Annotated in this window: 24 protein-coding genes; 15 read left to right on the top strand and 9 right to left on the bottom strand. The window is 67.5% G+C overall.

Annotation, left to right across the window (positions count from 1 at the left end; translation table 11 throughout):
- Positions 1 to 4: 4 nt before the first annotated feature.
- Positions 5 to 382: a hypothetical protein gene (locus V7E05_RS00670; protein WP_333617751.1), complete on the top strand. Its 378-nt coding sequence runs from the start codon at positions 5 to 7 to the stop codon at positions 380 to 382.
- Positions 383 to 448: 66 nt separating this feature from the next.
- Here the strand turns inward: V7E05_RS00670 and V7E05_RS00665 are convergent, their stop codons facing one another.
- Entirely contained in the window at positions 449 to 1,546 is a 1,098-nt protein-coding gene (locus tag V7E05_RS00665) for an LLM class flavin-dependent oxidoreductase (RefSeq protein ID WP_333617750.1), read from the bottom strand.
- A gap of 63 nt (positions 1,547 to 1,609) precedes the next feature.
- On the opposite strand from V7E05_RS00665, the gene V7E05_RS00660 reads away from it, so the two are divergent.
- Together V7E05_RS00660 and V7E05_RS00655 are read left to right on the top strand one after the other, a co-directional pair.
- Positions 1,610 to 2,494 (top strand): inositol monophosphatase family protein, encoded by an 885-nt coding sequence (locus tag V7E05_RS00660; protein ID WP_333617749.1) that lies wholly within the window; start codon positions 1,610 to 1,612, stop codon positions 2,492 to 2,494.
- A 58-nt stretch (positions 2,495 to 2,552) separates the two neighbouring features.
- Positions 2,553 to 3,710, top strand: coding sequence for an acyl-CoA dehydrogenase family protein (locus tag V7E05_RS00655; protein ID WP_333617748.1), 1,158 nt, complete (start codon positions 2,553 to 2,555; stop codon positions 3,708 to 3,710).
- Here the strand turns inward: V7E05_RS00655 and V7E05_RS00650 are convergent.
- Positions 3,707 to 4,573 (bottom strand): TetR/AcrR family transcriptional regulator, encoded by an 867-nt coding sequence (locus V7E05_RS00650; protein ID WP_333617747.1) that lies wholly within the window; start codon positions 4,571 to 4,573, stop codon positions 3,707 to 3,709. The two genes, V7E05_RS00655 and V7E05_RS00650, sit on opposite strands and share 4 nt — an antisense overlap.
- Before the next feature lie 514 nt (positions 4,574 to 5,087).
- Here V7E05_RS00650 and ectA point away from each other — a divergent pair.
- From ectA to V7E05_RS00635, 3 genes are all read left to right on the top strand, one after another.
- Positions 5,088 to 5,513 carry a diaminobutyrate acetyltransferase gene (gene ectA / locus V7E05_RS00645; RefSeq protein WP_333617769.1) on the top strand — a complete coding sequence of 142 codons (426 nt, stop codon included), beginning with the start codon at positions 5,088 to 5,090 and terminating at the stop codon, positions 5,511 to 5,513.
- A gap of 76 nt (positions 5,514 to 5,589) precedes the next feature.
- On the top strand, positions 5,590 to 6,909 hold the full coding sequence (gene ectB / locus V7E05_RS00640) for a diaminobutyrate--2-oxoglutarate transaminase (protein WP_333617746.1): 1,320 nt from the start codon (positions 5,590 to 5,592) through the stop codon (positions 6,907 to 6,909).
- A gap of 127 nt (positions 6,910 to 7,036) precedes the next feature.
- Complete coding sequence (locus tag V7E05_RS00635) at positions 7,037 to 7,432, top strand: ectoine synthase (RefSeq protein WP_333617745.1); 396 nt, start codon at positions 7,037 to 7,039, stop codon at positions 7,430 to 7,432.
- A 90-nt stretch (positions 7,433 to 7,522) separates the two neighbouring features.
- Here V7E05_RS00635 and V7E05_RS00630 read toward each other — a convergent pair whose 3' ends face one another.
- A complete protein-coding gene (locus tag V7E05_RS00630) occupies positions 7,523 to 8,566 on the bottom strand; it encodes a DUF2332 domain-containing protein (RefSeq protein ID WP_333617744.1) in 1,044 nt (347 codons plus the stop codon).
- Positions 8,567 to 8,684: 118 nt separating this feature from the next.
- Here V7E05_RS00630 and V7E05_RS00625 point away from each other — a divergent pair, with 118 nt between their 5' ends.
- From V7E05_RS00625 to V7E05_RS00615, 3 genes are all read left to right on the top strand, one after another.
- Positions 8,685 to 9,794, top strand: coding sequence for a glutathione S-transferase family protein (locus V7E05_RS00625; RefSeq protein WP_333617743.1), 1,110 nt, complete (start codon positions 8,685 to 8,687; stop codon positions 9,792 to 9,794).
- 90 nt (positions 9,795 to 9,884) lie between these two features.
- On the top strand, positions 9,885 to 11,354 hold the full coding sequence (locus V7E05_RS00620; RefSeq protein WP_333617742.1) for a DUF262 domain-containing protein: 1,470 nt from the start codon (positions 9,885 to 9,887) through the stop codon (positions 11,352 to 11,354).
- A 2-nt stretch (positions 11,355 to 11,356) separates the two neighbouring features.
- Positions 11,357 to 13,390, top strand: a complete 2,034-nt coding sequence (locus V7E05_RS00615) for a DUF262 domain-containing protein (RefSeq protein ID WP_333617741.1) — start codon at positions 11,357 to 11,359, stop codon at positions 13,388 to 13,390.
- 433 nt (positions 13,391 to 13,823) lie between these two features.
- On the opposite strand, the gene V7E05_RS00610 is transcribed toward V7E05_RS00615, so the two are convergent.
- Positions 13,824 to 15,473: an acyl-CoA synthetase gene (locus tag V7E05_RS00610; protein ID WP_333617740.1), complete on the bottom strand. Its 1,650-nt coding sequence runs from the start codon at positions 15,471 to 15,473 to the stop codon at positions 13,824 to 13,826.
- 158 nt (positions 15,474 to 15,631) lie between these two features.
- Here V7E05_RS00610 and V7E05_RS00605 point away from each other — a divergent pair, with 158 nt between their 5' ends.
- From V7E05_RS00605 to V7E05_RS00585, 5 genes are read left to right on the top strand one after another with little or no spacing between them, the layout of a single operon-like run.
- Positions 15,632 to 16,663 (top strand): Zn-ribbon domain-containing OB-fold protein, encoded by a 1,032-nt coding sequence (locus V7E05_RS00605; RefSeq protein ID WP_333617739.1) that lies wholly within the window; start codon positions 15,632 to 15,634, stop codon positions 16,661 to 16,663.
- A gap of 15 nt (positions 16,664 to 16,678) precedes the next feature.
- Complete coding sequence (locus V7E05_RS00600) at positions 16,679 to 17,794, top strand: lipid-transfer protein (protein WP_333617738.1); 1,116 nt, start codon at positions 16,679 to 16,681, stop codon at positions 17,792 to 17,794.
- Entirely contained in the window at positions 17,791 to 18,996 is a 1,206-nt protein-coding gene (locus V7E05_RS00595) for a thiolase domain-containing protein (protein ID WP_333617737.1), read from the top strand. The genes V7E05_RS00600 and V7E05_RS00595 overlap by 4 nt, the downstream gene beginning before the upstream one ends.
- 24 nt (positions 18,997 to 19,020) lie before the next feature.
- Positions 19,021 to 20,256, top strand: a complete 1,236-nt coding sequence (locus tag V7E05_RS00590; protein WP_333617736.1) for an acyl-CoA dehydrogenase family protein — start codon at positions 19,021 to 19,023, stop codon at positions 20,254 to 20,256.
- A 12-nt stretch (positions 20,257 to 20,268) separates the two neighbouring features.
- A complete protein-coding gene (locus tag V7E05_RS00585; RefSeq protein WP_333617735.1) occupies positions 20,269 to 21,402 on the top strand; it encodes an acyl-CoA dehydrogenase family protein in 1,134 nt (377 codons plus the stop codon).
- 24 nt (positions 21,403 to 21,426) lie between these two features.
- Here V7E05_RS00585 and V7E05_RS00580 read toward each other — a convergent pair whose 3' ends face one another.
- Positions 21,427 to 22,542 carry an NAD(P)H-dependent flavin oxidoreductase gene (locus V7E05_RS00580; protein WP_333617768.1) on the bottom strand — a complete coding sequence of 372 codons (1,116 nt, stop codon included), beginning with the start codon at positions 22,540 to 22,542 and terminating at the stop codon, positions 21,427 to 21,429.
- A gap of 53 nt (positions 22,543 to 22,595) precedes the next feature.
- Positions 22,596 to 24,227 (bottom strand): acyl-CoA synthetase, encoded by a 1,632-nt coding sequence (locus V7E05_RS00575; RefSeq protein WP_333617734.1) that lies wholly within the window; start codon positions 24,225 to 24,227, stop codon positions 22,596 to 22,598.
- 109 nt (positions 24,228 to 24,336) lie between these two features.
- Between V7E05_RS00575 and V7E05_RS00570 the strand changes: the two genes are divergently transcribed.
- A complete protein-coding gene (locus tag V7E05_RS00570) occupies positions 24,337 to 25,140 on the top strand; it encodes a crotonase/enoyl-CoA hydratase family protein (protein WP_333617733.1) in 804 nt (267 codons plus the stop codon).
- Here V7E05_RS00570 and V7E05_RS00565 read toward each other — a convergent pair.
- The 3 genes from V7E05_RS00565 to V7E05_RS00555 form a co-directional block, all read right to left on the bottom strand.
- The gene (locus tag V7E05_RS00565; RefSeq protein WP_333617732.1) at positions 25,127 to 25,447 is read right to left on the bottom strand and encodes a hypothetical protein; all 321 of its coding nucleotides are present in this window, start codon (positions 25,445 to 25,447) and stop codon (positions 25,127 to 25,129) included. The genes V7E05_RS00570 and V7E05_RS00565 overlap by 14 nt on opposite strands.
- 207 nt (positions 25,448 to 25,654) lie before the next feature.
- On the bottom strand, positions 25,655 to 26,131 hold the full coding sequence (locus V7E05_RS00560; protein ID WP_333617731.1) for a DUF1648 domain-containing protein: 477 nt from the start codon (positions 26,129 to 26,131) through the stop codon (positions 25,655 to 25,657).
- 3 nt (positions 26,132 to 26,134) lie between these two features.
- Positions 26,135 to 26,512 carry a GntR family transcriptional regulator gene (locus V7E05_RS00555; protein ID WP_333617730.1) on the bottom strand — a complete coding sequence of 126 codons (378 nt, stop codon included), beginning with the start codon at positions 26,510 to 26,512 and terminating at the stop codon, positions 26,135 to 26,137.
- Positions 26,513 to 26,636 lie beyond the last annotated feature (124 nt).

The raw sequence follows: 26,636 nt of genomic DNA, 5'->3' as shown, positions 1-26,636 counted from the left end.
CGCGGTGGCGATCAAGGGCTTCGGGCCGCGCTACCGCTCGCCGCGCGGCGAGGAGGACGCCGCAGACGGCGGCGAGAACTCGCGCTACGACCGCTCCGCGCGGCGCGGCCGGCCGGGGAAGACCCCGATGGACCTCGGCACGAAATCCGTGGTCTATGGCATCGGTGCGCTGCTCATCAGCTGGATCCCCGTGCTCAACATCATTGGGCTCGTCGCTGCGCTCATCACCATCGCGTTCTCGCTGTTCGTGCGCGTGCCGAATACGGCCGTCGACATCGAGCCGAACATGCGACGCGCGAACATCGGCCTCGCGCTCGGCATTGCGGCGATCATCGTGTTCGGGGTGTCGACGGCGATCACGCTGCATCTCAATCCGGCATAGGGGCCGTGCAGCGCGAGACGGGTCGGCCGTCCGAATAGGCCGTGAAATCCGAATCGGTCGGCCGGGCTAGGCCTCCCGGTCGATCCAGGCCTCGGCGAGGAGCTGCATCGAGCGGATCCTGTCGGCCGGATCGTGCGCGTAGGTCACGGTGATGAGCTCGTCCGCGCCCGTTTGCTCGACGAGGGCGTCGAGCTCGGCGACCACCTCGTCCGCGGTTCCGACGGCGCTGATCCGCAGCGCCGAATCGAGCATCGCGATCTCCATCGGCGTGGCGACCTCGGCGAGATCGGGGATCGGCTTCGACAGCCGTGTCTGTCGACCGCGGCGGATGCCGAGGAACATGCGCTGGGTGGTGGTGAACTGCCGGCGCGCCTCCTCGGTAGTGTCCGCGACGAAGACGTTGACCGCGACCATGACGTGCGGCTTCTCCAGCCGGGCAGTCGGAGCCTCGGTGGAGAACGTCTCGCGGTATTGCGCGATCGCGTCCTCGAAGCCCTCGGGCTGGAAGTGGCTCGCTACCGCGAACGGGAGGCCGAGCTGCCCCGCGATTCCGGCGCCGTTGACGGTCGAGCCCAGCACCCACAGCGGGACCTCGGTGCCCTTCGAGGCCACCGAGGACACCGGTGTCGAATGGCCGGTGCCGCGAGCGGAGAACCAGCCCTGGAGGTCGTAGAGCGCCTGCGCGAAGGCCTGCGGCTCGGGGGTGAAGTGGTTGATAAGCGAGGAGGTCATCGGATCCGTGCCGGGCGCGCGCCCTAGGCCGAGGTCGATGCGACCGGGCTCGAGCTGGGCGATCGTCCCGAAATCCTCGGCGACCTGCAGCGGCGCGTGGTTCGGCAGCATGATCCCGCCGGAGCCCACGCGGATCGACTCCGTCGCCGCGGCGGCCCTCGCGATGATCACCGAGGTCGCCGAGCTCGCCACGCCCTCGGTGTTGTGGTGCTCGGCGTACCAGTAGCGGAAGTAGCCGGCGTCCTCGGCCGCGGCGATGGATTCCATCGAGGCGCCGAGCGCCGTCCCGGCATCGGTGGAGACGCCGACGAGGTCGAGGACCGATAGCGGCACGCCCTTGCGCGAGCGGGCGGCGGCGTCCGTGAAATCGCCGAGCGCGGCGGCGTCGGTCGGGGGTTCGGAGGGCGAGGGGGTTGTGGCGTCCGTCGTCATGATTACTGGTTTACTCTCCACAGGCGAACCGGGCCCCGCGGGCCCGGAGAAGGGAGCGCGGCCATGAGTGACGGCGAACAGGCGGGGCGCATCAGGCGGGCCGAGTCCGCGGTGGAGCCCGAACCCGCGCTGGAATCCGTGACCGAGCTGCTCGACGAAACGCGCGCCATCGCGGCGCGGTACTTCTTCGCCCGCGGCGGCGAACAGGGCACCCGGGACAAGGGGGCCGAAGGCAGGGGCTCGAGCGGATCGCGCGCCTTCGACCCGGTGACGGAAGCGGACACCCGGATCGAGGCGGTCCTACGCGCCGGGATCGAGGAGCGCTGGCCCGACGATCGGATCATCGGCGAGGAAGAGGGCGCCTCGGGCGCCGAGGACGCAGCCCGGTGCTGGTACCTCGACCCGATCGACGGCACCAAGGCGTTCGTCACGGGCATGGCGGGCTGGGGCACGCTCATCGGGGTCGTCGAGGACGGGCGCGCCGTCGCCGGGTGGATGGACCAGCCGGTGCTCGGCGAGACTTACCGCTCCGTGGACGGAACCGCCGAGGTGCTGCGCCGCGGAGCGCTCGTCGACGCCGGCGCCCCCGAGCGCGAGGAGCTGCGCGTGAGCGGCTGCACCGAGCTCTCCGATGCCGTGCTGTACTCCACCCACCCGTCGATGTTCGACGGCTCCGGGCTGGAGTACGCGGCGCTCGCGGGAGCGGTGCGGCTCGGCCGCTACGGCGGCGACTGCTATGCCTACTGCCAGCTCGCGGCGGGACGGGTGGACCTCGTGGTCGAGGCGACGCTGGGGCCGCACGACATCGTCGCGCTCATCCCCATCGTCGAGGGCGCCGGTGGGGTGATCGAGGGCCCGGGGGGGCAGAGCCCCATCGCGGGAGGAACGGTCGTCGCGGCCGCTAGCCCGGAGCTCGCCGCCCAGGCGTGGGAGGCACTGGGCAGGTAGCCGGGCGGCTCGCGGGTTATTGTGGGCTTACTCACATACGATCCGATTGGAGCCGACCATGGGTGCACTGTTTCCCGAATACCGCCCGAGCTGGGAAGGCGAGGACCACCAGGCCCTCCGCGCCCACGCCCGCGAATTCTTCGCCAAGGAGATGACCCCCAACCAGGAGAAGTGGGCGGAGCAGCACTACGTCGATCGGGAGACGTGGCGCAAGACCGCGGCCGCCGGCCTCGTGGGCGTGGACATGCCCGAGGAGTACGGCGGGCAGGGCGGCGACGCCGCGATGGAGATGCTCGTCGCCGACGAGCTGTGCCTGGCGAAGGACACGGCGTTCGGTTACGGAGTGGGCTCGACCATCACCCCGCACTACATCGTCGAATACGGCACCGAGGAGCAGAAGAAGACCTGGCTTCCGGCGATCGGTTCCGGCGAGAAGATCGCCGCCGTGGCCATGACCGAGCCGGGGGCCGGCTCCGACCTCAAGGGCGTTCGTACCACCGCGAAGCGCGACGGCGATTCCTACGTGATCAACGGGTCCAAGACGTTTATCACCAACGGCGGATCGGCCGACACCGTAGTCGTCGTGGCGAAGACCGACGCAGAGGCCGGGCACAAGGGGATTTCGCTCTTCGTGGTCGATGCCGAGAGCGAGGGCTACTCGGTGGGCCGGGTGCTCGACAAGATCGGCCGCCGGGGCGCAGACACGGCCGAGCTCTTTTTCAACGACCTCCGAGTGCCGGCCGAGAACCTCATCGGCGAGGAGGAGGGCCAGGGCTTCTACCAGCTGATGAAGCAGCTGCCGCGCGAGCGCCTGAGCATCGCCGTGGATTCGGTGGGCATGGCCGAGGCCGCGATCCTCGACACCATTGCGTACACCAAGGAGCGCGGCGCGTTCGGGCAAACGATCTTCGATTTCCAGAACACGAAGTTCGAGCTCGCCGACTGCAAGTCCAAGGTCCTCGCCGCGCGCACCATGGCGGACCTCGGCGTCCAGATGCTCCTCGACGGGACACTCGACGCCGCGACGGCCTCGATGATGAAGCTCCATTGCACCGAGGTGCTCGGGGAGGTCACCGACCGCTGCCTCCAACTCTTCGGCGGCTACGGCTACATGATGGAGTACCCCATCGCGCAGATGTATGCCGCCGCCCGCGTCGCGAGGATCTACGGCGGCGCCAACGAGATCATGAAGGAACTGATCTCGCGCGGACTCTAGGGCTCCTCGGTGCGCGCGGGCCGCGGGCGGCTGAGGTGTTCGCGCACCGAGGTGAAGGAATCGTCGGAGCCACCGGCGTCCTCCGACGAGAGCTCGGTGGCCATCCGGTCGATCATCGCCTGGAGCATCAGCGTGATCGGCTCGACCAGCTCGGAGCCGTCCCCGCGCTTGCCGCTCGTGTACCACCAGTTGAGCAGTCGCGAGGAGAAGCCGACCATGCCGATCGAGCACTCGCGCAGCCGTGGGTGCGGGCGGCCGAGGAGCGCGACCGCGTAGTCCTCGATGAGCCGACTGAACGAGAAATTTGCCGACGGGATGAGGCCGTCCTCCCTGTCCGCGCCCGCAGTCGTCGCGTCGATCACCGTGATGTTCGCGCGCAGCGGGTCCTCGAGGCAGTACTCGACATAGCCGCGGGTCGCCGCGGTGATGAGCGGATGGACTGCTCCGGACTTTTCGGCCTCCGCGACGTCGTCCTCGGCGACCTCGGCGACCGCGGCGAGCACGCGGTCGCGGATCTCCTCGATGTGCTGGTCGTACAGAGTCGCGAGGATGTCACCTCGCGAGGAGAAGCTCTCGTAGAAATAGCGTTCGGACAGCCCTGCCTGCCGACAAATCGCGCGCACGGTGGCAGCGCCGTAGCCGTTGGCGCCGACGAGGTGGAATGCGGCGTCGAGAAGAGCCAGCCGCCGCGCGCTCTCGCGCTCGCTCGCAGTCTTCCCTCCGTAGACCCGGCGGCGACGCCGGCCGCGGTCGCGCCCGTTTCCTCCGCCGTCAGTCTTGTGTGTGGATGTGGAACCGGCGCCGGCGCTGCTGCCGGATCGGTCTGGTTTCGGTTCGGGTTCCGTATTCCCTGGGGTGGACATGGAGTCCTTTCCGGGCTGGTGTCGTGCCGGATTCGGGCCGGCAACCGCCTGCCTCGACGCCTCGGAATCGTAGCGGGTGCATTGCGCCAGGGCGCCACGGGCCGGAATTCGAGGGGACAAGTATTGCCCCGCAACGGCTATGGCTCCATCGTTGGGGCCAGGCGGGGCGACTCCCCGGTCCCCGCGGCTCACGCCCCCAGGGGGTGGCGAAGGGAACTCGACTAGACTCGGCTGCGGTCGAAGCTGCGAGAGCCCTGATCCGACCGGCATCCGTTTCGTGTGTGCAACATCACATGGGGGCGGTAAGCTGTGGATACAAAGGGTATTCCTGCGGGCTTTCGGCGAGCCCGGGCCGGTCCGGGTGGCATAAGAAAGTTCGTCACATAACGTTGTTGGGGAAATGACTACCTTCACAGAGGGACCTGAATCCGAGAACGGAGCAGCCGGAAACGGCGGCTCCGGCGAATCAGATGGAGTCACCTTTCGGGTGCCCGTCGTCGCCGATGGACTGCGGATGTGGGAGGTTGCCCGGGATACCGGGGTGCTCGACCTCAACACCACCTACGCCTATACGCTGTGGGCGAAGGAATTCGCCGAGACCTCGGTCGTCGCGGAGGTAGAGGGCAAGGTCGTCGGTTTCGTCACCGGCTTCTCCCGCCCCTCCGAGTCGGACACCTTCTTCCTGTGGCAGGTCGGCGTTGACGCCGACCAGCGCGGCAAGCGCCTCGCGGCGCGAATGGTCCATGCTATCCTCGATCGCCTCGAGCCGGGAGGCGTGGTCCGCCTGCGCACCACGATCAGCCCGGACAACGAGGCTTCGCAGAAGCTCTTCGGTTCCGTCGCACGCGATCGCGGCAAGGAGCTCGTCAAGGAGGACTACCTCTCGGCCGCCGATCTGGGCGAGGGCCACGAGCCGGAAGATCTCTACACCATCGCCTAACGGTTTCCGCGCGCCTGCGCGAGCTGCGGCTAATCACGATTCACCACGTGGAATTACCCACAAGGAGCTGATTTCGATGACAGACAAGCAGAACGACAACGAGGTTCCAGAGGACATCGCCGCCTACGAGGGCGACTCGGACGTGCAGATCTTCGGCGATCGCGAGTCCGAGGTCCGCTCGTACTCGCGCAACTGGCCCGACGTCTTCGATTCCTCGAAGGGCGTGCGCCTCACCACCGAGAGCGGCGAGCAGTACCTCGACTTCTTCGGCGGCGCCGGCGCGCTCAACTACGGCCACAACGACGACGATCTCAAGGCCGCGCTCCTCGAGTACATCGAGCGCGACGGGATCACCCACTCGCTCGACAAGTTCACCGTCGCCAAGCGCGAGTTCCTCCAGACGTTCACGGACAAGATCCTCGAGCCGCGCGGCCTCGACTACAAGGTCATGTTCCCCGGACCGACGGGCACGAACGCCGTGGAGTCGGCGCTCAAGCTGGCCCGCAAGGTCACGGGCCGCGAGGCGATCCTCAACTTCACCAACTCGTTCCACGGCATGACCCTCGGTTCGCTGTCGGTGACAGGCAACTCGATGAAGCGCGCGGGCGCCGGCGTCCCCCTCGTCCACGCGACCCCCATGCCGTACGACAACTACTTCGGCGGCATCACCGAGGACTTCCAGTGGATGGAGCGGGTCCTCGAGGACTCGGGCTCGGGCATCAACCGGCCAGCCGCCGTCATCGTCGAGTGCGTCCAGGGTGAGGGCGGCATCAACGCCGCGCGCGCCGAGTGGCTGCGCGCCCTCAACGACCTCTGCGTCCGCCACGACATCCTCCTCATCGTCGACGACGTCCAGATGGGCTGCGGCCGCACGGGCGAGTTCTTCTCGTTCGAGTTCGCCGGGATCAAGCCGGACATCGTTACACTGTCGAAGTCGATCGGCGGCTACGGCCTGCCGCTCGCGCTCACCCTCTTCCGCCCGGACCTCGACGTCTGGGCTGCCGGCGAGCACAACGGCACCTTCCGCGGCAACAACCTCGCGTTCGTCACCGCCGCTAAGGCCCTCGACAAGTTCTGGTCGGACGACAAGCTGCAGAAGCACACCCTCGCCAACGGCGAGTGGCTCCGCGAGTTCTTCGGCAAGCTCGTCGAGAAGTACCCGGAGGAGCTGGAGCTGCGCGGCCGCGGCATGGCCTTCGGCATCGCGTTCACCAAGCGGCCCGAGCTCGCCGAGGAGGTCCTTGCCGGCTGCTTCGATCGCAAGCTACTCGTCGAGACCGCGGGGCCGAACGACGAGGTCGTCAAGTTCCTCGCGCCGCTGGTCATCTCCCGAGAGGACCTCGAAGAGGGCTCGAAGATCTGCTACGACGTGATCGACGAGCTGCTCTCGGCGTAACCTCGGTGGTCCGCGGCGGCGCCCGGCCGGAAAGTTCCGGCCTCCGCCGTCGGGAGCCGTCCGGGGAACCCCGCGACGCGAATCGCTAGACAAAAGTAGTAACACACATGCGAGAAGGAGTCTCAACATGATCGTCCGTACTACCGACGAGATCACCGGAACCGACCGCGACGTTTCCAACGAGGAGAACACCTGGCGCTCGAAGCGCATCGTGCTCGGAGGCGACAAGGTGGGCTTCAGCTTCTACGAGACCACCATCCCGGCCGGAACCGAGAACGAGTTCCACTACGCCAACCACATCGAGGCCGTGTGGCTGGTCAAGGGCAAGGGGACGCTGCGCGACCTCGACAACGACACCGAGTACCCGCTCGCCGCCGGCTCGATGTACCTGCTCAACGGTCACGAGAAGCACCAGGTGATCTGCGAGGAGGAGATGGTCATGCTCTGCGTCTTCAACCCGCCGGTCACCGGCCGTGAGGTCCACGACGAGAACGGCGTGTACCCGCTCATCACGGAGGACTAGTCACCGCCGGTATCCGGCCGCAGTCTTTCGACACGACGCCCCCGCCAGGGATTTCCGGGGCGGGGGCGTCGTCGTGTTCCGGGTCCGGGCTCAGGGTTCGATCGCACGCACCCAGTCGCCGTGGCCGTGCGTCGTGGCGAGTGGATGACCGTTGACGGCGATGGCGAACATCCCCTTGTTCTTCCGGATCGCGGCCGGGAGGCGATCGGCGACCTCGGGGAGGATCGAGACCCCCTCGGAGGAGATCCACACGGCGCCCTCCGAGCGTGAGAGCTCGGCCATCGTGTCCGCGAAGCGGGCACGGTCGTCGGGGTCGAGGTAGGCGAGTACGGCCGTGTGGAAGACGACGGGCCGCGCTTCTGGTGCCGCCCTGCGGGCCTCGATGACGGCATCGGCGATCCGTTCGACGAGGTCGCCACGGAGGACGTGGGCCGGCTCGGCGGCGGCGATGTCGAGCGCGGCGCGGAGACGGTCGATCCGCTCGGGCTGGCCCGGCCACACGAGGGCCTCGAGCCAGCGACGGGAGTCCGCGTCGGCGGGATCGAGCGGGTTGAGGTCGACGCCGCCGCGCCAGCGGACCTCGGGGACGCGGCGGGGCGGGGCGATCATCCCGCGTACAGAGCATTCGAGAACGGGTGCGTCCGGACCGGCGCCCGGTGGGTCGAGCGCGAGAGTGGTCGCCGAGTCCTCGACGGCGAAGCGGAAGCGGTAGCGGTCGGGATAGAGGCACAGGCCCGCCGAGGCGCCGGCCTCGATCAGCGAGATCGCCCCCGGTTCGGGCGCGCCCGCGGCGGCCGCGGAGAAGAACGGGAGCAGGCAAGCGGTGCGCTTGGCCTCGTTGGTCTGGGTGGCGCGGCGGAGGGCCTCGGTCTCGACGTCGTCCCAGCGCTCGTTGAGGAACGCCGCGAACTGCTCGTAGTCGGTGGTCTCTGCGGCGCCGAGGAAGCGCGCCACGGCGAAGACCAGGACCGGTTGACGCCGGAGGGGCGGGAGCTGCGCAATGAGGTCCGCCGTCCGGCGGTCCCCTGCCACCCCCGTCGCCCAGGACGCATAGACGGGGTTCCGGCCGCGGACCTCGAACTCGGCGAAGCGGGCGTAGCGTTCGGAGACATCGACCACGTGAGCGGAATCCATGCGGACATTCTGGCACGCGGGGAAGAGGCGACGTATAGTGGTTGACGTATCAACAAACTGTATTGCGACGCCGCCAGGACGGCCCGCGACGACGCATCCACCGCGGTAGGAGGAACCCATGGCCGAAGAGAACGCTTCCGATCTCAAGCCCGACAACCTGCCGAAGACCGGAGCCTACGTCCGGGACACCACGTACATCAACGACCGGGTGGTGGCATCACTCGAGCCGGGCAGTGCCCCGCAGGGCGACGTCATCGGCGAAATGAAGTGGCCCGTCGAGGCGGGGCGTTACCGGCTCGCCGCCGCGCGCGCGTGCCCGTGGGCCCATCGCTCCGTGATCACCCGGCGCCTCCTCGGCCTCGAGGACTCGATCTCGCTCGCCCTGGCCGGCCCGACGCACGACAAGAACTCGTGGATCTTCGACCTCGACCCCGAGGGCCGGGACCCTGTGCTCGGGATCGAGCGCCTCCAGGAGGCGTACTTCAATCGGATTCCCGATTACCCGCGCGGGATCACGGTGCCGGCGCTCGTCGACATCGAGTCGCGGTCCGTGGTGACCAACGGCTTCTCGAAGATGAACACGGACTTCGTCCGGGAATGGAGCGGGCTCCACCGCGCAGGTGCCCCCGACCTGCTGCCGGACGAGCAGGCGGACGAGATCGCGGAGATCGACGACCGGGTCTACCCCTCGCTCAACAACGGCGTCTACCGCACCGGCTTCGCTGCGGACCAAGGACCGCACGAAGAGGCGTTCGATGAGGTCTTCGCCACCCTCGATTGGCTCGAGGAGCGGCTCTCGAACCGCCGCTACCTCGTGGGCGACCACATCACCGCCGCCGATATCCGGACCTTCACCACGCTCGTCCGTTTCGACGCGGTCTACCACGGGCACTTCAAGGTCAACCGGAACAAGATCAGCGAGATGCCGGCGCTCTGGGGCTACCTCCGTGACCTGTTCCAGACCCCGGGATTCGGCGACACCACCGACTTCACGCAGATCAAGGAGCACTACTACGTGGTGCACCACGAGATCAATCCCCGCGGTGTGGTTCCCAAGGGGCCGAGCCTCGCCGGGCTGCTCACGCCGCATCACCGTGAGGAGCTCGGTGGTTCGCCATTCGGCGACGGCACCGCTCCCGGTCCCGTGCCCGCGGGCGAGGAGGTGCCGTACGAGAATTCGGCGGCTGCGGATCTGCCGGAACGGGTCTCGAAGCACGTCGGGAGCTGAGCCGATACGGTCGAATAGGCGCTCGTTAGGCTCGTTGATTACGCGCCTGAATCCGGGAAGCCACGGGCCCGGGCGAGGTACTCTCGGCCAGTGGGAAGAAGTAATCTGGCTCAACTCAAGTCCGTTGGCGATCTGCTCGCGACCGAATTGGCGATTCCGGACTACCAGCGGCCTTATTCGTGGTCTATAAGAAACGTTGATGAGCTCGTCCGTGACATCTGGGCCTTTCGAGAAAAGAGCTCGTACCGGGTCGGCACGATCATCACTCATCGTCCGCCCGGGACTGTGCCGGAAGGCTCCGCGGATATCGTTGACGGACAGCAACGCTTCTTCACGTTCGCTCTCCTTGCCATCGCTCTCTGCGAGTCGCCCGAGATCGTCCACTCAAGCTCGTCAACCTTTCCTGATCTCGATCGACTACGTAGCATTGATGTTCCCCAGCACGGCCGAAGGCGGAGCGTAGCCAACCTCGCGGCGAATTTCGCTCACCTTCGAGAAATGCTGGGAACGTGGTCAAAAGACGACCGGCAAGAACTTCTCGACACTTTGCTCGGCAAGTGTGAGGTCGTGATCATGACTCTCGACGACCTCGACGCGGCATTCCAGATGTTCGACTCCCAGAACACCCGAGGCAAGGAGCTGTACACGACAGATCTGCTCAAGGCTTTTCACCTCAGGGAGATGAGGACGCTGCCGGGCATGATCAACATGCGCGACGAGATGGTGAGGCTCTGGGAGGAGATGCCGGCGGCGTCCGTATCGATGTTGTTCAACGACGTCCTCTTCAAGATCAAGCGCTGGTCCAACGGCCGCGATGTGCCCGAAAAGGGATTCACCAGCGGTAACGTTGACATATTCAAAGGGATCCGGGAAGAAGGCGGTACGCAAGTGGGCGCGCCTTGGTCGCTTCCGTACCTCTATGCGAAGAACTTCACGGATAGCTATCGAGCGTCAAATGACACTCTGCTTCGCTACGGGGTTATTCGTTCGATCGATTTTCCGTTTCAGGTCGATCAGCCGATCATCAACGGCGAGACGTTTTTCCAGATGACTAGTCACTACTATCGCCTCGGTCGGGCCGTCGGATTTTTCGATGACGCTCATCGATCAGAGGGGCCTGTTGGCGAGATCCGACTACCTGCGAATGTCATTTCTGTGCTCGACGCCTTGAATTCCCACATGGCTCGGTTCTCGGGAGATAGACGATTCGCGTTCGTTCTCGATCTCATCCGATGCCTGACCTTCTACTACGTTGATCGATTTGGTGGCGAGCTCCTCGACAGAGCCGTGACACTCTTTGTCCGCTATGCGATGGCACTACGAGTCGAGATGCGCACGCTTAAGCGGGCGACGGTGAATAACTACGCTCTTGGTATCACCGATCGAGGCAACCTTCCGGCAGTGAATCTGTTCTCCGAGCTCCGGCAATCAATAGATCCCGCGGATTTTGTTCGCATCGTCCGGGTATCAAGCCCTGCGTCTTTCGAAAGATACGAGGATCTCCACTACTTCTTCGAGCGGAGTTGGAACATCATGGACCAAGTAGCTGAGGGAGCGTAATAGTGAGCACTCCACCCGAAGACCTCACCGTCCGGGCGTTATTTGAGGACAGCAGCTACGTTATCCCCGTCTACCAGCGCGCCTATGCCTGGGGAGAGGAGCAGATTGAGCAGCTACTGAGGGACGTACGCGACGCGCGAATCAAGGGTGTCCCCAATTACTACCTCGGGACCATAGTTGTCCACAGCGACACTCGAATTATCGACGGAGCTCCGGTAGAGAGGCTGGAGGTCGTGGATGGCCAGCAGCGTCTCACTACGCTGGCATTGATTCTCAGCCACCCGGTATGCCGAGAACTTCTCGGAGACGCCGTCGTCCCGGCGACGACGATCACCTTCGAGGGGCGACAACGGTCGCAATCCGATCTCGCCGCCCTTGCTCAATACCCGAACGACCTCTATACACTCGAGTCGCCCGCGAGGACTCTCGCTACCGACGAGATCGCGAATGGTATCCAGGTGATCACTCGTTGCATTGTGGCTGCGAACGGTGAGGCAGTTTTTGTAGAGAAGAATGATCTCGAGTATCTAATAGATTCCGTGGTTGTTGTGCGGGCTTCGCTCCCCGGCGACACGGACCTCAACCACTATTTCGAGATCATGAACAGCCGGGGTGAGCAGCTCTCGAAGCACGAGATCGTTAAGGCGCGACTGCTGAACAAGCTGGAGGAATCCCACAATGAGCGATCGACGCTCACGGCTCTATGGGACGCGTGCTCCGATATGACACGGTATCTGCAAATGGGCTTCCTTTCGAACAATCGAAGCGACATCTTCGGCGTGAACTGGGATCGAATCGAAGTTGACTCGTGGGACGAACTCGTGGCGGATTGCGGACAGGTCACGCCAGCAGAGTCAGTGGGGACGACCTTGGGAGGCGTGCTCGATGCTGAGTGCTCGGTCGTTGAGGATGGCCAAGAAAAAGACCTCGATCGTTACGAGTCAATTATCGATTTCCCGAACCTCTTGCTCCACGCACTTAGGCTCGACGTATCGTTGAGAATAGAGAAGAATCCGTCCTCGCCGACCTTCGACTGGGCGGATTCAGACCGCCCGTTCGGCCTCGACGATAAGCGGCTCATCGATCTCTTTGACGAATATGTTCGTACCGCTGAAGACGTTCGGGGCTTTATGTGGACTCTCTTCATCGTGCGGTTCTTATTCGACAACTACGTCATCAAGACTGACCAGAATAAGAATGTGAGCGAAAATGACTCTTTGTGGGTTCTTCACCGGCCCCACAGGACGGGATCGAGAGGCAGTTACAAACTATCGCCGCGGAACACCTTCCCGGGCGGTTCCTTGCGTGACGGAGATGAGCTGCCTGAACGTGTGCATGATCGGATCATCCACATACAGTCGATGTTTCAGGTCACCGATTCGCGGCGAACATACAAGAACTTCCTCTACGCTTTCCTTGAAATCCTCTGGTTTAAGCACGTCAAGGGGGATGTCGACGGCGAGCGCTATCTCGATTCCTTGAACGCTCTGGCGTCCAGACGCTCAGAATATCTCTGGCCCCAAATCGGTGAAACAGAAGGCCCGGAGGCGGTCGACCGGGGCGTGGGCGTGCCGCATTTCCTCTTCAACTACTTGGACTACCTGCTGTGGAACCGACTCGATTCCGGGGACTCAGCTTTGGCGGAGCTCACCGACGGAGTTGTTGTCGATGAAAGATTGATCGATGCGGGCAGCTTCGCTTTTCGCTATCGCACGTCTATCGAACACTTCGAACCACAGAATCCTGACACAGCTGCCGGGCATGTTCGGCTGCCCTCCGAGGTTCTCGACAGCTTCGGCAACCTCGCGATTATGTCAAGGTCGGAGAACAGCAAGCGCAATAACCTTTCCGCTGCGGCGAAGGAGAAGCAGTACCGGTCCGACCGGGAGTCCTTGAAGTTCCAGATCATGGCGGCGATTACCCATTCGAGGACTATGTGGGGCGAGGCCGAGATTGACGACCACGGACGGTTGATGCGAGAGGTTCTCAGGTCATCTGCCCAAGAACGGCATCGCGTATGGAGGGACCTCAATTGAGATCTCAGACAGCATCTGTCCGGAGAATCAACCAGTTAGCTCGCCGGGCATTCCCTTCGGTGAGGATCAACGCGTCGCCAAAGAGTAGCTCTGGCACATCAAACTCTTTCGGCCACACGGTCATGTAGGCGGCGTGGCCGTTGTGGTCGACTAGGCGCCGAGCAAGAGTCGACCGCGGCGTCAGCCGTCAGACGAGCCCATCGTGCGGGGAGGGCAGCTCGGCGTGGTGCCGCTCGGGCGGCACACACGCCTCAAGGAGCGCCACTCGATGCACCGGACTAAGCTGCGATCGGCAGCATAGGAAGACGTGCGCGCCGGAAGAGACGAGCGAGTCAGCGGGCCCGCGGCGTCGAGCGTGAAGTCGCCCGAGGACAGCGGCACCTGAAATCAAAGGCCCTTTCGCCGCATTTACTCCGGCTCACACACTTGGGCATTAGGTCCAGTACGGATCCTTGAGCACGCGCTTGACGAGCTTGCCGTTCTCCTGCCGTGGCAGAGCCTCGACGAAATCGACCGAGCGCGGCATCTTGAACCGCGCGAGCCGGCCGGAGAGCCCGGAGAGAATCGACTCGGCGAGAGCGGCCGCGGCGGCTTCGTTGGGGGGCACCGAGCCCGCAGACGGCTCGACGACCGCCTTGACCTCCTCGCCCCAATCCGGGTGCGGAATGCCGAACACCGCGGCGTCGCGGACCTCGGGGAGCGCGAGGAGCTCGGACTCGACCTCGGCCGGATAAATGTTGACCCCGCCGGAGATGATCATGTCGTTCTTGCGATCGCAGAGGAAGAGATAGCCGTCGGCGTCGAGGTAGCCGAGGTCGCCCATGGTGAACATCTTCCCGACCCGAGCACCTTCGGTCTTGTCGGGGTCCTTGTAGTAGCTGAAGGACGAGCCGCGCATCTCCACGTAGACGTTGCCGATCTCGCCGGTGGGGAGCGGACCTCCGTCGTCATCGAGGATGCGGATCTCGGAGGTGGCCCACGGCCGTCCCACGCTGCCGGGCTTGTGCAGCCACTCCTCTCCGGTGATCGTGCAACCGCCGCCCTCGGTGCCCGCGTAGTACTCCGTGAGCTTCGGGCCCCACCACTCCAGCATCGCCCTCTTCACATGTAGAGGGCACGGGGCAGCACCGTGGATCACGGTGCGCAGGCTCGACACATCGTACCGTTCGCGGACGTCCTCGGGGAGTTCGAGGAGGCGCGAGAACTGCGTGGGGACCATGTGTGAATGGGTCACGCCGTGGCGCTCGATGAGTCGCAGCATGGCCTCCGGCGACCAGCGGTCCATGAGCACGACGAGCTGCCCGAGCTGCAGCGAGATGACCACGAAATTGAGCACCGCCGTGTGGTACAGCGGCGAGCCACAGATGTGGACGTTGTCCGGGGCCTCGATTCCGAAGCCGGCGAAGAAGAAGTAGTTGGGGACCGTGATCTCGTCCGGGCTCGCCCCGGTGAGCGGGCGGCGCACGCCCTTGGGGCGCCCGGTCGTGCCCGACGTGTAGAGCATCGGCCCGCCGAGCGTCCGCCCGTCCGGCGGGGTGTCCGGGTGGCCCGCGGCGAGCTCGTCGATCGGGCGGAAGCCGGGGACCTCGCCGATGGCGAAGCAGCGGGCGGGATCGAGAGCGGCCGATTCGCGCGCGGTGACGGCGACCTCCGCGAATCGCTCGGCCGCGACGAAGGCGCCGGCCTCGGAGTTGTCGAGGATGTAGGCGACCTCGGGGCCCGCGAGGTGCCAGTTCGCCGGAGCGATGTAGAGGCCGATCTCGAGCGCGGCGAAATAGACCTCGAGGAACTCGCGGCCGTTCGGGGCGAGGAGGACGATCGAGTCCCCGGCGCCGAGGCCGAGCGCGCGGAGCCCGTGGGCGAGGCGGTGGGTGCGGGAGGCGAACTCGCCGTAGGAGACCTCGGTTCCGTCCGGGGCGATGAGAGCGGGGCGCTCGGGGGAGACGCGTGCGATCTCGAAAGCACTGGTCACGTTCGTGCCCGTCGCCGGGTTGGGGACGCCGGCGGCCGGCGGCACGCGCGGGGTCGGAGTCTGTTCTGGCCGATCGTTCGCTGTGGCCTGTTCGTCCTGCTCGGCGGTCATCGTGTTCTCCCGGTGCGCGCTGCGGTGGCGGCGTGAACGCCGGAAGCGCGCCGCCCTCGATTCGTTCCTCTCCTCGTTCCTACACCGATGGACACCTGTCTGTACGGGTGTTCGGAAATCGTGTCCGGGCGGCCGCGGGCTGTGGTTCACTGCGAAATATGGCACCCAGCTCCGCGCTCGCCCCCGCCGCAGTCGACATCGTCCCCCCGGAGGGTGAGCCACTCGCAGCCCCTCTCGCGCCGTCCTTCGACTACACGCGATCGACGGGCCCCATCCTCGGCGCCTTCTTCACGGGGCTCCGCGAGCGACGCCTCGTGGGCGTGCGCGACCGCTCCGGCCGCGTCCACGCCCCGCCCGTCGAGTTCGACCCCTCCACGCACGAGGGTCTGCAGGTGGATGCTCTCGTCGAGCTGGGCTCGGGCGGCACTGTCGAGTCCTGGACCTGGGTGTCGGCGCCGATCCCGCGGATGCAGCTGTCCGCCCCGCACGCGCTGGCACTGATCCGCCTCGACGGGGCGGATACCTCGCTTCTCCACGTCGTGGCCGCAGGCTCTGCCGCAGACATGGCCACCGGGATGCGCGTCGAGGCGCGCTGGGTCCCCGAGCCGCGGGGGACGGTCCGCGATCTGTACTTCGTCCCGGCGGGCAGCGCGGGCGGGCCCGAGGAAGAAGCGGCGTCCGCCGTCATTCCCAGCCGTGCCGGGCTCGACGAATCGGGACGGCTCGTGACCCCCGTAGAGCTCGACTACACGCACACGGCCGGCTTCTCCGAGCGGCGCTTCCTCCGCGGGCTCGTCGAGGGGCGGATCGTGGGGCGGCGCCGGTCGAACGGGCCCGAGGTCTACGTGCCACCGCGCGATTACTGCCCCTCGGACGGCGTGCCGATGGGCGAGTATGTCGAGGTCGCCGACCACGGCACCGTGACCACGTTCGGGATCGTCAACGTGCCGTTCGCGGGGCAGAAGGTCACGCCGCCCTATGTGACGGCGTACATCCTCCTCGACGGGGCCGACCTGCCGATCCAACACCTCGTGCTCGGCTGCGAGGCGTCCGAGGTGCGCATGGGGATGCGAGTCCGCGCACACTGGCGGCCCGAGGCGGAGCGGACGCATTCGATGGCGTCCATCGAGTATTTCGAACCCTCGGGGGAATCGGATGCCGATCCCTCGAGCTACGAGCGACACCTGTAGAGGGCCGCGACAGACATGGCGGGAGATAACGACATGGGCGGATCGAACGGAGCCGGGCCGCGCGAGGTGGCGGTGGTCGGTTTCGCGCACGCCGCGTACGTTCCGGAGACCCCGGGAACCACGAACGGCGTCGAGATGCTGGCCCCGGTGTTCGCGCGGTGCTTCGAGCAGACCGGGCTCGACAGGACGGGCATCGATTTCTGGTGCTCCGGCTCGTCGGACTACCTCGCCGGGCGCGCGTTCTCGTTTATCTCCGCGCTCGACTCCATCGGTGCCCACCCGCCGGTGCAGGAATCGCACGTCGAGGGGGATGCCGCGTGGGCGCTGTTCGAGGCGTGGCTCACCATCGGCGCGGGCCACGCGGACACGGCACTCGTCTACGGATTCGGCAAGGCCTCCGCCTCCGGAGACCTCGATGCCTCCATGGCGATGTCCCTCGACCCGTACACACAGTCCCCGCTGTGGCCGGGACGCCACCATCTCGCCGCGCTCCAGGCGCGGGCGGGCATCGACTCGGGCCGATTCTCTCGGGAAGATATGGACGCGGTGGTGGAACGGGTACACGGGCGCGGGGCGGCCGACGCCGGGGAAGGCGCTGGCGCCGGCCAGGGGTATGGAAGCGACGAAGACGTCGCCCCGCCCCTCGGCCAATGGGACGTGCCGCCGGTCACCGACGGGGCGTGCGCCGTGATCCTCGCCGCGGGCGACAGAGCACGAGAGCTCTGCGCGCGGCCCGCGTGGATCGCGGGAATGGGGCAGGCCATCGACTCCGCCGAGATCGGCGGCCGGGACCTCGCCACGAGCCTCTCCGTGCGGCGTGCGGCGGAGCTCGCGGCGGCTGCCGGGGCAGGTGACACCGCCGCGGTCGACGTCGCCGAGCTCCACACTCCTTACAGCCACCAGGAGCTCATCGTGCGCTCCGAGCTCGGCCTCGGCGACGGCGTGGAGATCACGCCGTCCGGCGGCGCGATGTTCGGGGACCCGCTGTTTTCCGCAGGCCTCGAGCGGATCGGGTACGCGGCCCGCGCGATCCACGAGGGCCGTGCGGACAGGGCGCTCGGGCACGCCACGGGCGGGCACCTCCTGCAGCAGAACCTCGTGGCAGTCCTCGAGGGAAGGGACGAGCGATGAGCACCGCAGCGGTCCTCGGCACCGGACAGACGAGGCACACCTCGAGACGCCTCGACGTCTCGATGGCCGGCCTGTGCCGCGAGGCGATCGACGAGGCGATGGCGGACGCCGGAGTGGGCTGGGACGATATCGACGCCATCATCGTCGGCAAGGCGCCCGACCTCTTCGAGGGCGTGATGATCCCCGAGTTCATGCTCGCCGATGCGCTCGGAGCAGTGGGGAAGCCGCTACTCCGCGTGCACACGGCCGGCTCGGTGGGCGGCTCCACCGCGATTGCGGCAGCCTCGCACGTCCAGTCCGGGCGCTTCCGTCGCGTGCTCGCGCTGGCCTGGGAAAAGCAGTCCGAGTCCAATGCGATGTGGGGGCTCAGCCTGCCCGTGCCGTTCGCGGCGCCGGTCGGCGCGGGCGCCGGCGGACACTTCGCGCCGCACGTCCGCTCGTACATCGAGACCTCGGGGGCCCCCGTCGATACCGGCGCGAAGGTCGTGGTCAAGGACCGGCAGGCGGGTGCCCGGAACCCCAAGGCGCACCTCCACCAGCCGGACCTCACGGTCGAGAAGGTCATGGCGGGCCAAATGCTCTGGGACCCCATCCGCTACGACGAGACGTGCCCCTCCTCCGACGGCGCCGCCGCGATCGTGATCGGCGACGCCGACGCCGCGCACTCGGTTGAGGCCGAAGGGCGCGGAGTCGCATGGATCCACGCGACCTCCATGCGCACCGAGGCGGGGACGTATTCGGGCCGAAACCACCGCAGCCCTCTCGCCGGGCGTGACGCCGCGGCAGCGTTGTGGGCGGAGGCCGGGATCGCCGATCCGCGCGCGGAGATCGACGTCGCCGAGATCTACGTACCGTTCTCTTGGTTCGAACCGATGTGGCTCGAGAACCTCGGCTTCTGCCCGGCCGGCGACGGCTGGAAGCTCGTCGCTGAGGGCGCGACGGCGCCGGACGGGGACCTCCCCGTCAACCCCTCGGGCGGCGTCCTCTCCTCGAACCCCATCGGCGCCTCGGGCCTGATCCGCTTCCTCGAGGCGGCGCGGCAGGTAATGGGACGGGCAGACGAGCACCAGGTCCCCGGCGCGCGCCTCGCCTTCGGGCACGCCTACGGCGGGGCGAGCCAGTACTTCTCGATGTGGGTGGTCGGCGCCGACGAGCCCGAGAGGGCGGCCGCACCCACAGACCCCACCGGGCCACGCGCTTAGCGGACGAACGACCGGAGGCACGCGATGGACCTGCGTTATTCGCCAGAACACGCCGAGCTGCGGCGCGAGCTGCGCGCGTATTTCGAGCGGCTCATGACCCCCGAGCGGCGCGAGGCGTTCGCCGCGACGACCGGCGAGTACGGGCACGGCAGCGCGTACCGCGACGTCGTCGCCGAACTCGGCCGCGACGGGTGGCTCGCACTCGGCTGGCCGGAGGAATTCGGCGGCGGCGGGAGGCCCGCGATCGAGCAGCTGATCTTCGCCGACGAGGCCGCGATTGCTGGGGTGCCCGTGCCGTTTCTCACGGTCAACTCGGTGGCGCCGACGATCATGGCGTTCGGCACCGCCGAGCAGAAGGAGTACTTCCTGCCTCGGATCGCGCGAGGCGAGCTCCATTTCGCCATCGGCTACTCCGAACCCGGCGCGGGCACGGACCTCGCCGGTCTGCGCACGCGTGCGGTGCGCACCACGGATGACGCCGGACGTCCCGTCTACAAGGTGGACGGGCAGAAGATGTGGACCTCGTTGATCGCATACGCGGACTGGGTGTGGCTGGCCGTGCGCACGGATCCCGAGGCGCCTCGGCACAAGGGGATCTCGCTCCTCGCGGTGCCCACGGACGCGCCCGGATTCTCGTGGACGCCGGTGCGCACGATGGCCGGGCCGGACACGTCGGCAACGTTCTACGACGCCGTCGAGGTGCCTGCGGAGAACCTCATCGGCGCCGAGAATGGCGGCTGGGCGATGATCACCAACCAGCTCAACCACGAGCGGGTCTCGCTGACGACAGCCGGGGCGCTGCAGGCCTCGCTGCGGCAGGTCCTCGACTGGGCGCGGGCGACGACGTGCGCCGATGCGGGGATCCCCGGGGTGGGGCGGGTCGCCGACCTCGAGTGGGTGCGCGTCCACTTCGCGCGCGTCCACGCGATGGCCGAGTATCTCGCTCTGCGGAATCTCGAGGTGGTGTCCGCCGGGGACGACGCGCCGGCGAAGGTCTCGGCGTCGGGGACGAAGGTGTTCGGCACCGAGGCGGCATGCGAGGTGTATCGGCTGCTCATGGAGGTTCTCGGGCCCGCGGGCATCGAGCGCGCGGGCTCGCCGGCCGCCGTGCTGCGCGGCAGGATCGAACGCCTGCACCGTTCCGCACTGATCCTTACCTTCGGCGGCGGGACCAACGAAGTGCAGCGGGACATCATGGCCATGGCCGGGCTCGGCCTACCGGCGGCACCGCGGGTGGCGCCCGCCGGTCGACAGAAGTAGAGGAGCCTACTCATGGACTTCGAACCCACACCCGAGGCGGCCGAGCTCGTCGCCCTCGTCCGAGAGCTGTGCGCGGCGCTCGCGGGGGAGGACTCGCTTGCCGAGCTCGACGCCCGTTTCGGTCCGGGCTCCGAGGCGGCGGGCACCGAGCGCGGGACCGCCCGGATCAATGAGGCGCTGTGGTCGGCGCTGCTCGAGGCAGGCGTTCCCCAGGCGCTCGCGCCCGAGGCATGCGGCGGGGCGGCGCTCGGCGCGGTCGCCGAAGCCCTGGTGTTCCGCGAGCTCGGCAGGGCGCTCGCGCCGGTTCCGCTGGAATCGGCCGTGTCCGGCTCTCATGCGCTGACGGCGGCGGGGCACGTCGCCGAGGCCACGGACGTCGCCGAGGGACGGAGCATCGCGTCGATACCGGATCTCCCGGCGGGGCTCGGAGCTCCGGCGTCAGGTGAGGCGGTTCTCCACCGCGTGCCGTGGGCGCCAATTGCCGACATGCTGCTCGTGCTGGGTTCGGGGATGCTGCGGATCGTGCCGCTCGGCGGCGGGGGAGAGGCTGCGGGAGACGGCGCCGCCGAGACCGGAGTGGAGATCGAGCGGCTCGTGCCCGTGGACTTCTCGTGCGCGGGCCGGGTGACCCTCGCCCAGGGCGCGGGGGACGAGGCGCCGATCGCGGAGGCGGCGCTCGAATTGCTCGTGCTGCGCCGGCGGATGCACCTCGCCGCGTATCAATGGGGTGTGCTAGATGCCGCGCTGCGCAGGACGGCCGAGTACGCCTCGGGGCGCGAGCAGTTTGGTCGGGCGATCGGGACCTTCCAGGCCGTGTCGGCGCGGCTCGCGGACGGGCTCATAGATGTCGATGCGGTCCGGCTTTCGGTTCTCCGCGCGGCGAGCGAGCTCGACAATTGTGGAGGTGAGCCCGGCGACGCCGCGCGGGCCGCGGTCGGCGCGGCGCATTATTGGGCGTGCGAGGCCGCGCACCGCGTGTCACACACGGCGGTCCACGTCCACGGCGGCACCGGGCTCGACCGTTCCGAGGGTCTGCACCGGTACTTCCTCGCAGCGAAGGCCGCGGAGTTCCGCCTGGGTGGGACGACGACGCAGCTCGCGGAGCTGGGCGGGATCCTCGTCGACAGCGGCGACCCCTGGGCGTGACCTCTGCGGCACCCCGCGCCCGGGCTATCCCCGTTCGACCGTCCCTCGCATCCGCGCCACCGCAGCGTGGTACTCGTCGACGATCTCGTCCATCGTCTCCGTCACCGGCACGACGCCGTCCAGCGAACCGATGATCTGCCCTGCGGGCATCGCCACCACCTGAGGGTCTTGCACGGCGGCGATCCGCTGATGCGCCTCGGCGACGAGCAGATTTTGTAGAGGCATCTGTAGAGGCTCGGGCGCTCCGTCCGCCTGCCAGGCATCCGTCCACGCAGAGCGCAGTAGCCGCGCCGGCTTGCCGGAGTAGATCCGCGTTCGCACCGTGTCCCGCGAGGAGGCGGCGACGAGGGCGCGCTGCATCGCTTTCGACCCTCCGTCGTCAGAATATTCGCGAGCGGTGAGCCATCGCGAGCCCATCCACGCCCCTTCGGCCCCCATCCCGATCACGGCGGCGAGCTGCGCGCCGCTTCCGATTCCGCCGGCCGCGAGCACGGGCGCGCGCCCGCCGAGCGCCCGCACGATCTCCGGTACGAGCACGAGCGTCGCGACCTCGCCGGTGTGCCCGCCTGCCTCTCCGCCCTGCGCGATCACGACATCCACCCCCGCATCGACGTGCGCGAGCGCGTGCTCGACCGCCCCCGCCAGAGCGGCCACCTGCACGCCGCCGGCGTGCGCTTGCTCGATGACGTCGGGCGGCGGGGATCCCAACGCGTTGGCGATGAGCACTGGCCGGTGCCGCAGCGCGACCTCGACGTGCGAATGCGCCACCGAGTGCAGCCAGCCGAGGACGCCCGCGTTGCGATCGGCGTCCGCCGGATCGAGTGGCGGCACCCCGAGGTCGGAGAGCACGCGGTCGACGAACGCACGGTGTTCGGCGGGGACGAGGGCGGCGAGATCCTGCGGCGTTCCCTCGGTGGGGACCTTGTTCGGCATCACGACGTCGACGCCGTAGGGGCGGCCGTCGGTGTTCTGGTCCATCCAGGTCAGCGCCGCGTCTAGCTCGCCGGGATCGTTGTAGCGGACTGCACCGAGCACGCCGAGGCCGCCGGCGCGGCTCACCGCTGCGGCGACGACTTTCGACGGGGTAAAGGCGAAGACTGGGTAGTCGATTCCGAAGCGCTCGGTGAGCGCGGTGCGGATCGGCCGGCTCTCCGCGTCTGCGGAGGCCGTCGCGGGCTGTGCGTCCTGTGATCTCATCGCGAGAACTCCATGGAATCGTCGGCGGGGCGCGATTGCGTGATCTCCGCAGCCCAGCGGTAGTCGGGCTTCCCTGCCGGGCTGCGCCGGATCTCGTCGACGATCCACAGCGCGCGCGGGCATTTGTAGCGGGCCACGTACTTACGCGCGGTCTCGTTGAGCTCGGCGAGCGCCACCGGCCCGCCGCGCGTGGAGACGACGGCGGCGACCTTCGTCCCCATCCGTTCGTCAGGGACGCCGACGACGAGCGCGTCGATCACTTCCGGATGCGCCTTGAGCGCGCCCTCGACCTCCTCGGGGTGGACCTTCTCCCCGCCTGTATTGATTGAGGTCGAGCCGCGGCCGAGCATGGTCACGGTGCCGTCGGCCTCGACTCGGGCGTCGTCGCCGGGGATGGCGTAGCGCTTCCCGCCGAGGGTGGGGAAAGTCTTGGCGGTCTTCGCCTCGTCCCTCCAGTAACCGAGCGGGATGTGACCGGACCGGGCGAGCTTGCCCACCTTCCCCGATCCGGGCTCGACGGGCTTGCCGTCGGCATCGATTACAGAGGTCTCGGCGTCGATGAAGACCCGGGGGCCGCCTGACTTCCCCGTACCCTTCTCGACCTTCTCCATTCCAGAAAAACCGGTCTCCGAGGAGCCGATGTTGTCGGAGAGCAGAACGTTGGGGAACAGCTCGAGGAACTGTTCCTTGACCGTCGGGGAGAGGAGCGCGGCGGAGGATCCGATGTAGAACAGCGTCGAAGCGTCGTGTTCTTCGGGATCCCACGCGTCGAGGAGCGGGCGCACCATCGCGTCCCCGGTGACGAACATGAGGTTAATCCCGTGCCGCGTGATGTTCCGCCACACGGTCGCCGCGTCGAACTCCGGCTCGATCACGGATTTCCTGCCGCCGAAAAGCGCCTGGAGGATCGCCCATTGCGCGCCGCCGTGGATCAGCGGCGGCAGCGCGTGGCTCACGATGGGATCGGCGGCGGCGCCCTTGTTCGCGAGCTCCCATTCGTCGGCGACGGTCTCGCGGGTGAGGAAATCGATCCCGCCCCCGAGCACCATGAACACGTCCTCGTGCCGCCACATCACGCCCTTGGGATTCCCGGTCGTGCCGCCGGTGTAGAGCATGTAGACGTCGTCGTCGGAGCGTGGGCCGAAATCGCGTCCGCCGCCGAACGCCGCGAGCGCATCCTCGTACTCCACGACAGCGGCCGCCCCGCCGGTGGGAGGAGCGGCGTCAGAACGGTCCTCCACCACGAGCACGGAGCGCACGTCCGGCGCCTGAGGAAGGGCTTCGGTCAGGACGTCTGCGTACCTGCGTTCGCAGATCACGGTCCGCGCCTGCGAGTCGTGGAGGATATGGAGGAGCTCGGCGGCCACGTAGCGATAGTTGATGTTCACCATCACCGCCCGGAGTTTGAAGATCGCGAGCATCGACTCGATGGCCTCGATGGTGTTCCTGCTGTAGACGGCGACGCGGTCGCCGGGGCCGACGCCCATGTCGCGGAGTGCGTGGGCGAGCTGGTTGGCGCGGTGCTCGAGTTGGGCGTACGTGCGCGTGCGTTCGCCCTGGACGAGGGCGGCGCGTTCCGGCACCAAGTCCACGCTGTGCTCGAACAGATCGGCGATGTGGAAGGCCATGCCCGAAACCTAGAACGTGTTATCGTTTCCCGCAGCCGAACGAGTGATGTTCGTCACGTTTACGGAGGTCTGTTCGATGCCTGCCTCGCGCGGACCAGGAGGAGTGCCGATGTCGGAACCGACGCCCGAGGACCGCCAGCTGCTCACGGAAAGGCGGGGACACGTGCTCGTCGTGACGATGAACCGCCCCGAGGCGCGGAACGCCTTGTCCTCGGCGATGCTCCGGGGAATGGAGGAGGCGTGGGACCTCGTCGACTCGGATCCGGAGATCCGTGCCTGCGTGCTCACGGGGGCGGGCGGCTTTTTCTGCGCCGGCGCGGACCTCAAGTCGATGAACGACAAGGCTCCCGGCGATAAATTCGCCGAGGGCGGCTGGGACCTCGCTCGGCTCCCGGCGCTGCTCAAGGGGCGGCGTCTCGCCAAGCCGCTTATCGCCGCGGTCGAGGGGCCCGCGATTGCGGGCGGTACCGAGATCCTCCAGGGCACGGACATCCGGATCGCCGCGCGATCGGCCCGCTTCGGGGTCGCCGAGGCGAAGTGGGGACTGTATCCGCTCGCCGGGTCCGCGGTGCGCCTGCCGCGGCAGATCCCGTACACGGTGGCGATGGACCTGCTGCTCACTGCTCGCTCTGTTTCTGCAGAGGAAGCGCTCGGCTATGGGCTCGTGGGCCGGGTCGTGGAGGATGGCGAGGCACTCGAGGCGGCGATCGAGGCCGCCGAGCGCATCGCCGCGAACGGGCCGCTCGCAGTGCAGGCGATCATGCGGACCGTTCGCGCCACCGAGGGGATGCACGAGGAGGAGGCGTTCCGGTTCGATGCCGAGCAGGGGCGAGCGGTCTTCGCCTCGGCCGACGCGAAGATCGGGCCGGCCGCGTTCGCGGCGAAGGAGACCCCGCAGTTCACTGGCGAATAGTGGGTCCGTCCCCGTCTGTGCTGAGCAGCTGGTGAAGCGTTTCTACAGCCTCGTCGCGCTGAGAGACGCTGATCGCGACCTTCCTTCCGCTGCGGAGGCGGAGCAGGATCCCCGGCCCGCTGCGGACGATGATCCCGGTCCCGGCGGGGCGGATTCGATGTCCCCAGCCGCCGTGTTCCAGCGGGTGGATCGCTGTGGATTCCGCGGAGACGATGTCGGCGAGGGCGATCGTGCCTCGGGGGAAGCCGAAACCAAAGGCCCACGCGACGCCGGCGGAGTCGATGCGGACGCGGAGGTGCGTCGACATGGGGAAGATGACAACGGCGAGAGCGAGGACGGCGACCGAGGCCCAGATCGAGGCGAACGACGCGGCGAAAGCGCTGCCGACGAGCAGGAGGAGTATCCCTGCGATGAGCCACGGGCTGCCGCTCTGGGCGCCGAAGAATGCGACCTTCTCGCCTGCGGCGAGGCGGTTCTCGGGCCCGCGTTCTGCGAGCCCCGGCTCTGCCTGTAACTAAGTCGCTCGGGCAGGGAAGGTGAGCGCAGCGACGGCGCCGCACACGATCGCTGCAGCGGCGACGAGGAGCATCGGGACCCATCCGAGCGACGGATCCTTGCCATCGAGCTGAACGTAGAGCACGAGGATCGAGACGGTGCCGGTCGCGCCCGCTGCTCCGGATAGAACCGCGGCGAGGAGTCTTCCTGCGGCCCCGCGGACGATCCCGGCGAGCGTCAATGTGAGCGGGACGGCGAGCAGGAGAACGACGATCGCGGTAAAGGTCCACAGCGTGGACGTCCGGGACGACCAGTCGTCCGGGTTTCCGCCGCCGGAGAAGTGCGTGGCCATCTCGGTGGGGGGCCGGTCGCGCCATACGAACGCGCAGGCCGCGTAGACGCAGGACAAAAGTAGAGGGATTGTGCACGTCGCCACTGCGGTGGCGTGGCGCAGGGGCCCGCGGAGAAGCGGCTGGCGGTCGGTGGACGTGGACATGGCTCAGCCCTCCTGTGGGGTGGAGATGGAGCGGGAGATCTGGTTTTCGATGGCGGCGCGGATCTCGGCCGGCGAGAGACCGGCGGAGAGGGCGCGTTCGGTGGCGGCGTGGAGATCGGAGACCTCGGTGGCGAGCGAGCCTGCGCGGCCGGTGATGGTCGCGCCGCGGCCGCGGCGGAGTTCGAGGAGACCGGCGTCGCGGAGGTCCTGGTATGCGCGGAGGACGGTGTGGACGTTGATGTCGAGGGAGGCAGCGAGTTGCTTCGCGGCGGGAAGGCGGGCACCGTGCTGCAGGGTCCCGTCGTGGACCCGCGTGGATACCTGCCGGACCAGCTGTTCGTAGAGCGGGACCGGTGAGCCGGTGTCGACCGTGAATCTCATGGCGCCCTCCCTTCGCTTTCGCCAATAGTTCTATATTAATTAGAAGTATTGGGCAAGGGTGGGGTGCAAACGGGGCGGGGCTGAGCTGATCGGCCGCCGCTAGTCGAATGCCACAGGAAATTGC

This window comes from Dietzia sp. (assembly GCF_036741115.1).
GTDB lineage: Bacteria > Actinomycetota > Actinomycetes > Mycobacteriales > Mycobacteriaceae > Dietzia.
This window is presented reverse-complemented; position numbering and strand designations above follow the sequence as displayed.